Here is a 13,147-nt window from a genome sequence, read left to right as displayed (position 1 = left end):
TATTCTCTTATGGAAAACTTACCATATAAAGGCATATGTATAAATAGATATGGGTCATTTTCCTGAATTTTTCTAGTATTTAAGACGTTTGAACTACTGAATAGTTTCAACTTTCTTTTTTGCAAAAATCATAGGTTAACAGATTTGTAACAACTGTCCCCTTCCTTCTATACCCCTATTGGTATAATAAAAGTATAAGGAGGCGGTCTTGTGAAAAGACTGATGTTTATGCTATCCGTACTGCTTTTATTTTCTTCGCAAAATGTTTTCGCTGATGAGGAAATTTCACACAATACGTTTGATTACGGCGATCCGGTTTTTCTTGAAACAGTCAATATGCTGTCGATGGAAGAGCATGGAACCCACGATTATGCCAGCTGCAGCGTCAAGCAGGTTTATTATCAGGAAGTCGCCGGGATGTTCCAGCAAGGCATGACCAAGGATGAAATCATTGATTACTATTTAAAAAACCAGGGAGTCCAGGCATTGAATGCCCCGCCAAAGGAAGGCTTCAATCTCACCTTATGGGCTCTTCCCTTTACAGCCTTGTTCCTCTTCAGCTTCTTTATCTTTCTTTTTATTAAAAAGTGGAAAAGGAACGCAGCGAAAGGGCTTTCCACCGGCTCAGCCAACCTCGATGAGATGGAGGAAGAGCTATACGCATCGCTCATTGATAAAGAGAGGAAGAAATATTTATAAGAGAAAATGGATGGGATGTTCTTGTGCATTAGGAAGAAAAACATAAAAAAAGCCCGTCATACAAACGGGCTTTCAAATTGTTTCTTATGCTCAATGAAACTATATTAAACTTTATTGTAAAATGTCGTTCCTGTTTTTCCAAGTATAGCTTCCTTTGCTTTTTCCAGAGAGGATATCACTGCTTTTCTGCCTTTTTTAGATTCTACAAATCGAATAGCGGATTGAACCTTTGGCAGCATGCTTCCTGGAGGAAATTGGCCTTCTTCTATCCACATCCTTGCTTCATCTACCGAGACATATTCCAAGTCTTCTTGATTTGATTTTCCAAAGTTAATGGCAACCCTCTCTACAGCAGTTAGGATAAATAGATAATCCAAATCTAGTTCTTCAGCCATTTTTTCGCTTGCCGAGTCCTTATCAATAACGGCTTGTACACCAGTTAAGGAAGTTCCATCCTCCAAAACAGGAATTCCGCCTCCTCCGACAGTAATGACAATATGCCCATTTTCCACTAGCGTTCTAACTGCATCAGTTTCCACTATTTTTATAGGAAGTGGGGATGGAATCACCTTTCTATAGCCCCGGCCTGAATCTTCTACCATTGGGGTTCCTGCTGCCTGAAAGAGTTTTGCCTCTTCCTCCGAATAATAGATGCCTATTGGCTTTGTCGGGCTAAAAAATGCATCATCTGTTTTATCAACAACAACTTGTGTAATTAGTGAAACTACACTTTTAGCAATGTTTCGATTATGAAGTTCTTCTCTGATAGCATTTTGCAAATGATATCCAATATACCCTTGGCTCATAGCCACACACTCGGCCATAGGAACGGTGGGAATTGATTTATTATGGCCGGCAGCAATCTCCATCGCCATGTGGATCATCCCCACCTGCGGCCCATTTCCATGGGCAATAACTACCTCATGCCCCTGTTCCACCAAATCAACTATTGGTTTTGATGCTTCCATTACGAGTGTCAATTGTTCTTCAGGACTAGACCCTAGCGCATTACCTCCGAGAGCAATCATTATTTTGCTCATAATCTTTAAACCTCCTGACGGTAAACTTTTTCAAAGTCTATTAGGGCCTTTTCAAAACATTCAAATGGAGGATTAACAATCCCTGCACCTACTTGGCCAACGCCTGCTACCTTATGAGCCATACCCGTATTAATCACTGGCAGGATTCCTGTTTCAATTACCTTGCGAATATCAATTCCAAACGCAGATCCCCTGAAGTCAAGACTCGGTAATGAATAGTTGTTGTTTTCACCTACTGTTATTTCATACATTTGCGTACTATAATCAATGGCATCCTCAACAACCCCGCCAACAAACTGGACAATGGCAGGGGCTCCTCCCATTGCAAAACCACCTATACCCATCGTCTCGGTTATCGCACTATCGCCAAGGTCTGGAGCGGCATCAGCTTTTGTATAGCCAGGGAACATTAAACCATCCACAATATTTGCCGGGGCGGTAAACCATTGGTTTTTTCCCATCCCGCTTACGCGAATTCCAAACTCCACGCCATTCCTTGCCATAGTTGTGACTACCGTAGAATTAGGAACCCCATGTCCTGCTTCAAGCGATACCTTACAGGCAGGCATGGATAGATTTAAGAAATAATGTTCATTATTTTTAATGAATGCAAGCGATTCTTTTAGGTCTTTCTCGTTTAGACCTGCTTGTAAAAAGGAATCAGTGATTTCTCTAAAGAAAAGGGCTGTAGATGCTTTATTTCTATTATGGCATTCATCCCCCATGTGAAGGGATTGAGCGATGATAGATTTTATATCGATTCCTTTGCTTACAGCAAGAGTCTTTTTTAATGAAGGCATATACGTTTTCTCGATCCATTTTAGGCGGTTAATTACCTCAGCGGAAAATGCACCAAAGCGGAGGACTTTGCCTAAACCTTCATTTACTGTACAATACGCCTTATTTCCATGAGTGGCATTTTCAATGATATGGACCGGCATCGAGGCAGAGATGATTCCTGCCATTGGTCCAACAGCAGAATGCTCATTGCAAGGTGCAAAGTCAATTTCCCCAGATGAAGCAAGATGTCTCGCTGATTCCTCATCTTTAGCAAGGCCTTCATAGATTAAGGCGCCGATAACAGCTCCCTGCATAGGTCCACACATATCATCCCACTTTACAGGAGGGCCTGCATGCAAGATTTTCTTGGCATGCATACCAGGAACAACATTAATAGCTTGGTCAATATCGACAAGGATGGGGTGGGCTTCTTTAATTTTTCTAATTACTTCATCATTGGCTGCATCTATTGATTCTTTGCCTGAAAGATTATCAAGTGCATTAACGAGCTCGAGTTTTCCACCGGCAGGAGGCTGCCAGTCTACTTGAATAACTTCTTTCCGCTGAAGATCCAAATCATCTTTAAATTTTGAAGTGCCTATATTGACTACTTTAAGAGATTGACTGAATAATAAACTAGTATCGACCACCATTTTTCCTCCTTATTGAATTAGCTTTGCAGCTAAAATAGTTGCTTCCTCATTACTTTTTGCTACTAATACTCCTGCTTCAACCAAAGCCTTTTCTTGCTCAAAATAATCTTGTTTATCAAGTGGCGTTCCTAAAATATAAGCTACAACCGGAAGAGTGCGACCATTTTCACCTGCAAATTTTTGTGCCTTTTTGATTGTTTCAAGTGTTTCTCCTACTGGACTTTCATGTGACCCATACCCCAACTCAAAATCCAGCAATAAAACTGCCGTCTCAGGATCTGAGGCTTCCTGCAAAATTCTTTTATTTCTTAGCGATGGTTCAATCATCGGATGCGGTTTTCCAACAGTAAAGGCATCATCCCCAAGATCGAGTAAGGTATTTCCTATGCTAGTTTTAATATCTTCAAGTTTCTCAGCACTTTTCTTTGCCACATTACTCTTTAAGTAACTAGTATATCTACGCAGAATTGCTAAAGATTCAGCAGTTAAAGTGCCCCCGCAAAAAAGGCCTCTAATGTATTTTTGGGAACCTGCAGACTTATTTTTCGCCTCTTCTATCCAGTCAATTTGTTTTTCCGTGAACTCAGATTTAAATTCAAATTCGGGATCTACTAGTTGGACTGCAGACTTGGCTGCTTCAAACAATGTTGGAGCAAATGTTGCCCCCGCTTTTTCCACTTCACCAGCTTCGCCATCAATAAAACAGACAACAACCGGTTTGGGAGATTTTTTCACCTCGTTGAGGATCTTTTCTTGGACTGGCAACGCAGGTGGCTTAGAGATTAAAACAATCACTTCAGTCTGTTCATCCTTTATTAGGACATTCAACCCTTGGAGCATCATAATACCGCCAATTGACTCATGAAGGTCCCGTCCCCCTGTCCCAATCGCTTGGGTAATTCCAAAACCCAAACGGTTTATTTGGACAGTAACTTCCTGAATTCCCGTTCCTGAGGCGCCAACTATGCCAATATTTCCTTTTCGAACTTCATTTGCAAAACAAAGGCCAACTTGATTAATGATTGCCGTGCCGCAATCAGGCCCCATTACAAATAATCCTTTCTCACTGGCAAGTTCTTTCAATGATTTTTCATCTTCGAGAGAAACATTGTCACTGAAGAGCATTACGTTTAACCCTTGCTCTAGCGCTTGCCTTGCTTCACGTGCAGCAAATTCTCCGGGAACAGAAATTACCGCCATGTTTGCGTCCGGCATTTCAGCTACTGCGGCATTTATCGTTTTTACAGCCCTAGCACCCTTTTTCTTCGAACTTTTTCTTGAGTTGAGCTGTTCATCGATTAGTTCAACTATTTGATTAGTAACTTCTTCCGAATCAGTTCTGATTGCAATAATCAAATCATTTTCAGAAGCGCTTTTAGCTTCATCAGTTAATAATCCTACATTTTCTAACAATTCCTTGTTCATGGCTGTTCCCATTGAAACTATCGCTTCCTGTACCCCCTCATGGAGTTGGACCTTCCCAGATAGTGACATCAATGTTACAGAGTCATAATAGGAATTTTTCTTAGTTATCACTTTTACAGACATTCTGATTCTCCTTTATCCTTCTAACATCATTACTAAAGCAAAACCTACTCCAAAAACTTTATTTATTCCTGAACAATAGCAGTAATGATTAAGTAGTTGATTTCTTTTAGTGTTGTGGCTAGATATTCTCTACTCAAAAGAGAAAAGCGTGAAATAGATAAATCCCATTTCTCCGCTTTCTCAAAATTGAGTTTAAGTAGATCCAACCACAATATTTTCCGCTTAAAACTATAGGGTTACTTGGTTTTATTTCTAAAACATGGCAAGAACATCTGTAGATTCATTTACTTTAATCTATTTATAGAGGAATAGAATATTTTTTGATTACCAAAACAAAAAGAAATTATAGTCATCAGATATCATATTTATCACATTCCCAAAAACACTGAGTACAGTACAAAGAGTTTAACTCCTTATTAATTTACATAACCATACCAGCAGATCTAAATTTAGAGAATTTAATGGGAGTGTTAATAGGATTCATAATTATGACAACTTTTCTTTGCCCATTAATTTGTTTTCTACTTTTTCCTCATTTTTATAATAATGCAGACCTATCAGTCCAACTGCCATTACTAAATATCCAATTGATATTTTCAGCCCAACGCCAATCCCAATTTCGGGTCCATGAATTACGCCAAAGTAGGATAATACTGCTGATATAACAGCATAAAGTGCTGCGCGTTTATAATTACGGTCAATAATAAATATAACAATTGTAGCTAATAACATTGAAACGAGAATATCTGCTGAACCTAGTGTTTGCCATCCTAAGAATGGTATGCCGTTAGCAGCCAATACATCATACCCAACTTCACTTGGCGTCGTTCCAACTGCCCCTAACGCATTTTTTATTTGAGTAATAACATAACTAGCCACAAATGGCATAAGCCCAATAATAAGTGCCGGAATATGCTGAGGTTTCGTTTCTCCAAAGGCTTGCGCTCCAATGACCATGGCAATATAAACCAAGATAGGCAGAAGCGCAACTAGTGGTACTACAGTTAGGACTAGCGGAAGAAGCCCTAGAAATGCTAGAAGTATTACTCCAACCCCTGTTGCAATAGAATATCCTACTCGTGCACCAGCCTTTTTCCATCCCGGATGTCCGATATAAACAATCATAGGATATACACTTCCTAAGAGAGCACCAAGAAGTGTTAATAGACCTGGAATCAACATTGTTAAAGTAATAGGATAGTGGTCCCCAGCAACAGACGCGCTTTCAATATTGTCCAAGCTTTCGAGAAAATCATAGATTGCCAGCGGAATAGCTGCAGCTAAGAAAGGTGACAAGTAGGCAAATCCTTCAACTATATTTCCAAAGTTAGCTAGAGTAGGAAAAGCAACTGAGAACCCTTTAGCTGCTTCTTTAACCTCATTTACATTCATAAATCCAGTAGCCCAAGCAATAATCATACCTATTACAATTGCCATTAATCCAGCCGGCATATTCCCTGGGAACTTTTTGTGTGCAAGCCAGCCTGCAATAACGATTACTAATGTTAATAAGCCAATATGAGGCGTTGTAAACACCTGTCCGATTGGATTCATAGCTATATAGGTTAGTGCTATACCAGCCAGTGAGCCAAGCATAGCGGATCTCGGAATATACTTTTGTATAAATGGTCCTACAAAAGCTCCTAGTGTAATTACAATCCCTTGTACAATATTCCATGCAACGCCAACGGACCAGGCTAAAGTCCAATCTTTTGTTTGCGCATAAACCGGAAGCATAACTGCGAATGCCACCACAAAATAGTGCGGAACACTTATTCCATACGGCATTGCCGTAACATTATCCCTATTTTCCTTTAAAGACTTCCGCCTAGCCTGAATTCCAAGTATTATTCCACCTAGCCCTACTGCAACTGCTGTTCCAGGAACAATATGCCCATATACAATATCTCCCGGCATCTTTATAGCAAAAACAAGCAATCCAATTGCAGCAAGTATATTAGTTAGAACATTACTAAACAGACCAAAAAATCCATTTAAATCTCCTTTAACAAACCATGGGGTACCGATTTTAGTATTCATCTGTATTATTCTCCTTCTTTATTACAACACTTTTAATAAACTTTCAGAGGGGGCTGTCCACCCAAAAATACCACCCTGCTGGTGTATCATTCTAATGGAATCTTCGTGATCTTGAGGATCGAAAGCAGCCGCACAATCCTCCAATAATAAACATTCATAGCCCCTGTCATTTGCTTCCCGAATAGTAGTCTGGACACAAACATGTGTTGTAACTCCACCAACTAGCAAATGAGTTATTTCTTTATTTTTTAATATGAGATCTAAGTCCGTTCTATAAAAAGCACCCTTACCAGGCTTGTCAATAATAATCTCTCCATTAACAGGTTTTAATTCGTCAACAATATCATGACCATATTCGCCACGAACCAAAATCCTTCCCATTGGTCCTTCATCGCCGATACCTGCCCCTTGCTTCTTTCCTCTGTTCAACTTACTAGGCGGACAATCAGAGAGATCTTGTCTATGTCCTTCACGGGTATGAATAACAGTTAAGCCAGACTCCCGTGCTTTTTCCAAAACCCTTTGCAACTGGGGAATTATAGACCTTGTTAAAGTAATATCATTTCCAAGTTTTTCACCAAATCCTCCCGGGTAACAAAAGTCACGTTGCATATCAATAATTACAAGGGCAGTATGTTCGGGATTAAACTCAAAATCAAATGGCTTCGCTTTCATTGTTAATTGTTTTGTCATGGATGATTCCTCCTAAATAACGTTTATTTTTTTTTATATGCAACATAATAAAAATGAAACTAATCACCAAATAACTGAGTGACATTTCAGTTCCAACAGCGAAAGATACAGTTTCATAATGAATAATCCCAAAAAAGGATAATAATGAGCCCACTAAACTTGCGATACCTGCGTTTTTAAAATTCTGATCAATAATAAAAACTAGAATACTAGACCAAATCATTCCTACTATAATAGCTCCCGCACCAAGGGTTACCATGCCACTATAATTGAGGCCTGACTGTGCAATTGCACTAAAGCCAATTTCCTTTGCTGTCGTTTGAGCTGCATTTATTGCTGTATCAATAATATTTTGTCCCCAGTTTGCCAGCCAAGGTATCATTGCGAGTATAATTGCAGGTGCATATTTTTTATCCGTCGATTGGAATGCCTGTGCCCCGATAATTAAACCTATATAGATAAGAATCGGCAAAATAGCGACTAATGGAATTAATGTGTGTAAGAGTGAAATTAATCCAAGCCAGGTTAATATCAGAACCGAGAGACCAGTCATCCAGGAATAACCTATCCTGGCGCCTGCTTCCTTCCAGCCTGCATGTCCAATATATACAGCGATTGGAAACGGACTTCCGAATAAACTTGCTACTATTGTGGAGGTTGCATCAAAGACCAGAGCTTGTCGCGTGTTATAATGGTCACCAGCTACGGAGGCACTTTCCAAATTATCAATAGTTTCCATGAAATTATATATACCAAGTGGTACAGCAGATGCTAGGAATGGAAGAGCAACACCGAAACCATCTATTAAACGGCTTACAGAAAATGCAGGTAAGGAAAATCCTATATGATTAAAAGAATCTGTAACAGCTTTAATATCCATATAACCTGTAGCCCAGCCTATGATGGTACCGACTACAATAGCCACTAAGCCGATGGGAATTTTAAACGGCGCGTTAACTTTCCCAAACCAACCTAGAAGGATAATAACCAATGAAACAAAGCCGATATAGGGAACTTCCCATGTGTTCATAGCAGGAGTCATAACAATAAACGTTAAAGACACACCCGTTAAGGTACCTAACATAGCAGGCCGGGGAAGAATATCCCTTAATTTCGGGCCTATTATAGACCCACTCATGGCTATTAATCCATTGATCAAACACCAGGTTAAACCAGTAAACCATGCTAGATAAGGATCACCACTTTTCCAATAAACAGGGCCCATAATTAGAAAAACAATTAAAAACATATGCGGGACACTCACTCCAGTTGGAAGAGCGGTCACATCCAGCCTTTTTTCACATTTTGAAAGCCTATAGGCCATATAGGTGTAGAAAATACTACTAACAAAAATTGAGAGACCGACAGCAGGAAGAATCTCTCCGTAAACTAGTTTTGCAGGCAAGCCAATGGACAGATTCAGTAATCCAGCCATAATTAAAAGATTAGTTAAATTATTTGTGAACAACCCAAAAAAGCCATCTATATCACCTTTAGTCCAAATTTTTACCTTCTGCTGGGTCATGGCAACTCCTCGCTTCCTGACTTACAGATTTAAATATTTTGATAATCCGGATATCTTTTTTGAAGCATAATAATCGTAACACCTAAATGAGAGGATATCATTGGCACTCTTCTACAAAAACAAGTTAAATTTTCGTTAACTTTTATAACAAAAGAATAATAAATAAATAAAACTTTTCAACAGAAAATTAATCATATCTAAATGTTTTATATTGAGGAGTATTTTTCGTAAAACCCCTGTTGACCCTCTTGCTTATAATGTGATAATTTTCATTTATGCCGTTTTTCGACTTATGAATAAAGGGGATTTTACTTTGAAAAGTACATTTACATCGCTGCAGTGGTTTTTATATATTGTTTCAGGAAGCATTGTTGTTCCTGTTGCAATAGGAACCCTTTACGGCTTGACAGGACAGGATTCAATCGATTTTGTTTCAAGGACATTTTTTGTATTAGCGTTAACTGGCCTTCTTCAAATTACCTTTGGCCATAAACTGCCAATTAATGAGGGGCCTGCAGGACTTTGGTGGGGTTTTTTTATTTTGTATGCGGGAATTGGGAAGACATTATATAGTTCCTCTCTAGAAACTTTACAAGTGCTTGAAACGGCCCTTTTCATTAGCGGGATAATGGCAATCATAATGACGTCATTTGGATTGGTTAACCATTTAGCAAAGTTTTTCACGGCCACAGTTATCGGTACTTATCTAATATTGTTGATTGTCCAATTAAGCGGTGCCTTTCTAACAGCTATGTTGGGAATTTCATCGAATGGTACAGTTAACCTAAAACTTTTACTACTTTCAGCTTTTACCGCAATTTTATCTTTTTGGTTAAACAGAAGTCATAAATTCAGCCAATACAGTATCATTATCAGTCTTGGAATAGGCTGGGCTATCTATAGAATTTTCGATCTTGGCTCCCATACTGTTGCAAAAACTGCCCATATTTTCAAACTTCCATCCATGTTTGTATTCGGTCCTCCAAAGTTTGAAGCAGGAATGCTCCCAATTATCTTTCTAATCACAGTTCTACTGCTTACAAATATGATTGCAAGTATTAAAGTGGTCGAGAAGGTCATCAAACACTATACATCAAAATCACAAAAATCCAGTATTATTAAATCAGGTATCGTTATGGGTCTCGGGCAAATACTGGGCGGTTTATTTTCCACAATGGGGACGGTTTCTATTTCTGGAGCTGCAGGTTTTATACAGACAAGCAAAATTTATAATAAAACACCTTTTGTTATTGGTTCCTTACTAGTTTTAATTGCAAGCCTCCTCTCTCCAATTATGGCCTTTATTTCCACATTACCTGTAGCAGTAGGCTATGCTGCAATTCTTCCAGTATATGTAGAAATTTTAACTCTGGGATTACGTGAACTATTTCAAAATGAAGAAATTGACAAAGTGGTTAAGAAGGTTACCGTTCCACTTTTCACAGGAATTGGGTTGATGTTTGTTCCATTGGATGCTTTTTCTTCCTTGCACCCTATTGCTGTTACACTACTAAGCAATGGACTGGTAGTCGGTACCTTAATGATTTTATTTGTCGAGATAGCAAGCAGGAATAAGACCAGGTTACAAAAAGCAGAATAAATATGATTAAAAAACACAAAACAAAAATCTCCCTTAGAACGGGAGATTTTTTTTTGAAGAAATACTTATTTGCCTAGTTCCAGATAAATATGAATTTTATAAGCCAGGGCTACTTCCGCGAGATCAAAACCATTATTAAAATCAATTCCGCTTTCCTTTAACTTTTCAAGTCTGTATCTCAGCGTATTGTAATGGATAAAAAGCTCTTTTGCTGTCTTCTGCAAATTGAAATTATTCTTTATTAAACAAGAAATCATATCAAGCATATCTGTATCCGGCGTATTCAACAGGACACCTATTTTAGAATTAACATATTCCTTCAGAACGTTTCTATCACTAATATGGTGAATAATTTTATAAACCCCAAGGTCATCATAGCTTCTAATAAAAGCTTCCTTTTTCTCTAAAATTCTAAAGATTTTAGTGGCTACCTTCGCTTCATCATAGGCTTCTTTTAAATCGGTCAGCTTTTCTACAATTCTCGATTTAGAAATCCCCAATTTATACTTGTTTTTATAATAATTAATAACACTTTCACAGGCCACACGAAGCCTCTCATTCTTCCTATTTTCAAATAGCACACTAATAAAACAAATCAGTCCATCATCATGATGAATTACTTTACATTTTTGGAGTGGTAAATCCAATTTTTCCGATATAATTCTTTCAATCATTTCTATATCCTTCATTTGAGCATAAAATCCCTTTTTGATAGATTCATCGTTGCTCAGTTCCTCAATGTTTAAGAGAATAACAGGGAAATCTAAATCCCATTTAAATACCTTTGCTTTTTGCATTATTTCTAGCTGGGATTTTATTTTTTGATTTAGCAAGTCTCTGACAAATGAATCGAGGTGGTTTCTTTCCTTTTGCAAAACTGCTTCTTCCTTCAAAAATAAAAATGCGGAAAGTAAGGATGCCTGTTCCAATGCTACTTTTATATTTATTCTATACTCCAAATTGCTGGGCAAAGCGATAAAATAACCTAAACACTCCTCTCCCGCAATAATGGGATTAAAAATGATGTCTTCTTCCAAATGATTATGTCCATATATACTTATCTGGATAGTGTCTTTAATATTTTCAACGTTCCTATAGGATTGTTTGATTGCAACTCTTTTTTCTACTGAAATTTGCTTAGGATTAATCGAACTCGTAATTAATTCCAGACGCTCGTTAATTAACAGAACAGGCGATTTAATTATAGCCGAGAGTGATTTTACCAGTTTTGTGAGATCTGAACCTTCCAGTAGAAGTTTAATCAATTGGTTATGTACATCATCTCTGAATTCGAGCATGGAATTTTTCTTATCGAGCAAGGCCTCTAAAATACCATTACTTAATACTGAAAGGTTTGCATCGTCAGGAAGGACTAACAGAGGCAAATCTAACGTATTGGCTTGATCAAGCATGACCTGTGGAATTTCATCTATATATCGGCCAGGTTTAATGCCAATAGCTGAAATCTTTTTATCAACCAATTTGGGGAGAAATCGCTCAATTGCTTCTTTATCATGGGCTATTGGATAAAGAGTCGTCAGTAACAGGCCATTACTATCAATAAAACTGAATATATCAGGCACTTCCATAAAATATACATTATTAATCTTATTATTCATACCTTCCTCGCCAGCAATAACTTTAACCTTATCGAAACTTTTAAGCTCTAAAATATCCTTTATTGTCACATCCAACGCAGTAACCCCCTCGATGTTTAACCAGAAACCACTTGATGATTTTTATATTTTTTTAATGCAACACTTAAACACAATCGTATCACATAGGCAGCAACCAAATTTTTATTTTTTTATAAAGCTTTAGGATTTGTCACTACTATATAAATATTAGCTCAAATTATGTGGAAAACTGCTAATGAGTAACTATCTATTTTGGTATACTATTAATTTAATACTATTTTAATGTCAGGAGCATATATGAAAAATATAGTTTTGTTTGACCATCCTTTAATTCAACACAAACTAACCTTCATTCGCGATAAAAATACGGGGACAAAAGAGTTTCGCGAGTTAGTTAATGAAGTAGCAGCCTTAATGGTATATGAAATTACCAGAAGTCTTCCGCTTAAGGAAATTACAGTTGAGACCCCGGTCAGTCAGACGACATCAAAAATTATCAGTGGGAAAAAGTTAGGGATTGTGCCAATTATGCGAGCTGGCCTAGGAATGGTTGATGGAATCCTCAAATTAATTCCCTCGGCAAAAGTTGGCCATATCGGACTGTACCGTGACCCCGAAACTCTCATGGCTGTAGAATATTACGCCAAACTCCCATCTGATATCAACGAGAGGGAACTTATCGTTTTGGACCCTATGCTGGCAACAGGCGGATCATCCTGCGCTGCAATTGCGGCTTTAAAAAAACGTGGAGCAAATAGTGTTAAACTTATGTGTATCTGTGCGGCCCAGCAAGGCATTGATATCATACACACCGAACATCCAGACGTGGATATTTACCTGGCTGCCCTAGACGAGAACATGAATGAAAAAAGCTATATTGTTCCTGGCCTTGGAGATGCGGGAGATCGTTTATTTGGTACCAAATAAGAAAT

10 protein-coding genes are annotated in these 13,147 nt (G+C 38.2%); 3 read left to right on the top strand and 7 right to left on the bottom strand.

The features are described 5' to 3' along the window. Positions 1-210: 210 nt before the first annotated feature. Entirely contained in the window at positions 211-699 is a 489-nt protein-coding gene (locus tag BN1002_RS02005) for a cytochrome c-type biogenesis protein CcmH (protein WP_048823381.1), read from the top strand. Between the two features lie 104 nt (positions 700-803). Here the strand turns inward: BN1002_RS02005 and arcC are convergent, their stop codons facing one another. From arcC to BN1002_RS01975, 6 genes are all read right to left on the bottom strand, one after another. Continuing rightward, positions 804-1,739: a carbamate kinase gene (gene arcC, locus BN1002_RS02000; RefSeq protein ID WP_048823380.1), complete on the bottom strand. Its 936-nt coding sequence runs from the start codon at positions 1,737-1,739 to the stop codon at positions 804-806. 5 nt (positions 1,740-1,744) lie between these two features. Continuing rightward, on the bottom strand, positions 1,745-3,172 hold the full coding sequence (locus BN1002_RS01995) for a YlbE family protein (protein WP_048823379.1): 1,428 nt from the start codon (positions 3,170-3,172) through the stop codon (positions 1,745-1,747). Between the two features lie 9 nt (positions 3,173-3,181). After that, positions 3,182-4,720: an acyl-CoA synthetase FdrA gene (gene fdrA, locus BN1002_RS01990; RefSeq protein ID WP_048823378.1), complete on the bottom strand. Its 1,539-nt coding sequence runs from the start codon at positions 4,718-4,720 to the stop codon at positions 3,182-3,184. Between the two features lie 486 nt (positions 4,721-5,206). Beyond that, a complete protein-coding gene (locus BN1002_RS01985; RefSeq protein WP_048823377.1) occupies positions 5,207-6,760 on the bottom strand; it encodes a SulP family inorganic anion transporter in 1,554 nt (517 codons plus the stop codon). 21 nt (positions 6,761-6,781) lie between these two features. Beyond that, positions 6,782-7,453 (bottom strand): cysteine hydrolase family protein, encoded by a 672-nt coding sequence (locus BN1002_RS01980; protein ID WP_048823376.1) that lies wholly within the window; start codon positions 7,451-7,453, stop codon positions 6,782-6,784. Beyond that, positions 7,416-8,978, bottom strand: coding sequence for a SulP family inorganic anion transporter (locus BN1002_RS01975; RefSeq protein ID WP_197072724.1), 1,563 nt, complete (start codon positions 8,976-8,978; stop codon positions 7,416-7,418). Before BN1002_RS01975 ends, BN1002_RS01980 begins: the two co-directional genes overlap by 38 nt. A gap of 313 nt (positions 8,979-9,291) precedes the next feature. Between BN1002_RS01975 and BN1002_RS01970 the strand changes: the two genes are divergently transcribed. Beyond that, entirely contained in the window at positions 9,292-10,578 is a 1,287-nt protein-coding gene (locus tag BN1002_RS01970) for a purine/pyrimidine permease (RefSeq protein ID WP_048823375.1), read from the top strand. A 65-nt stretch (positions 10,579-10,643) separates the two neighbouring features. Here BN1002_RS01970 and BN1002_RS01965 read toward each other — a convergent pair whose 3' ends face one another. After that, positions 10,644-12,266, bottom strand: coding sequence for a PucR family transcriptional regulator (locus BN1002_RS01965; RefSeq protein ID WP_231575079.1), 1,623 nt, complete (start codon positions 12,264-12,266; stop codon positions 10,644-10,646). Positions 12,267-12,512: 246 nt separating this feature from the next. On the opposite strand from BN1002_RS01965, the gene upp reads away from it, so the two are divergent. Then, positions 12,513-13,142, top strand: a complete 630-nt coding sequence (gene upp, locus BN1002_RS01960; protein WP_048823373.1) for a uracil phosphoribosyltransferase — start codon at positions 12,513-12,515, stop codon at positions 13,140-13,142. Positions 13,143-13,147 lie beyond the last annotated feature (5 nt).

Source organism: Bacillus sp. B-jedd, from assembly GCF_000821085.1.
Classification (GTDB): domain Bacteria; phylum Bacillota; class Bacilli; order Bacillales; family Cytobacillaceae; genus Bacillus_D.
This window is presented reverse-complemented; position numbering and strand designations above follow the sequence as displayed.

What these genes read in the sequence shown, in the direction of transcription:
- arcC (WP_048823380.1), bottom strand. Translation starts at nt 1,739, where the DNA reads ATGAGCAAAATAATGATTGCTCTCGGAGGTAATGCGCTAGGGTCTAGT.
- fdrA (WP_048823378.1), bottom strand. Translation starts at nt 4,720, where the DNA reads ATGTCTGTAAAAGTGATAACTAAGAAAAATTCCTATTATGACTCTGTA.
- BN1002_RS01975 (WP_197072724.1), bottom strand. Translation starts at nt 8,978, where the DNA reads ATGACCCAGCAGAAGGTAAAAATTTGGACTAAAGGTGATATAGATGGC.
- BN1002_RS01985 (WP_048823377.1), bottom strand. Translation starts at nt 6,760, where the DNA reads ATGAATACTAAAATCGGTACCCCATGGTTTGTTAAAGGAGATTTAAAT.
- upp (WP_048823373.1), top strand. Translation starts at nt 12,513, where the DNA reads ATGAAAAATATAGTTTTGTTTGACCATCCTTTAATTCAACACAAACTA.
- BN1002_RS01995 (WP_048823379.1), bottom strand. Translation starts at nt 3,172, where the DNA reads ATGGTGGTCGATACTAGTTTATTATTCAGTCAATCTCTTAAAGTAGTC.
- BN1002_RS01980 (WP_048823376.1), bottom strand. Translation starts at nt 7,453, where the DNA reads ATGACAAAACAATTAACAATGAAAGCGAAGCCATTTGATTTTGAGTTT.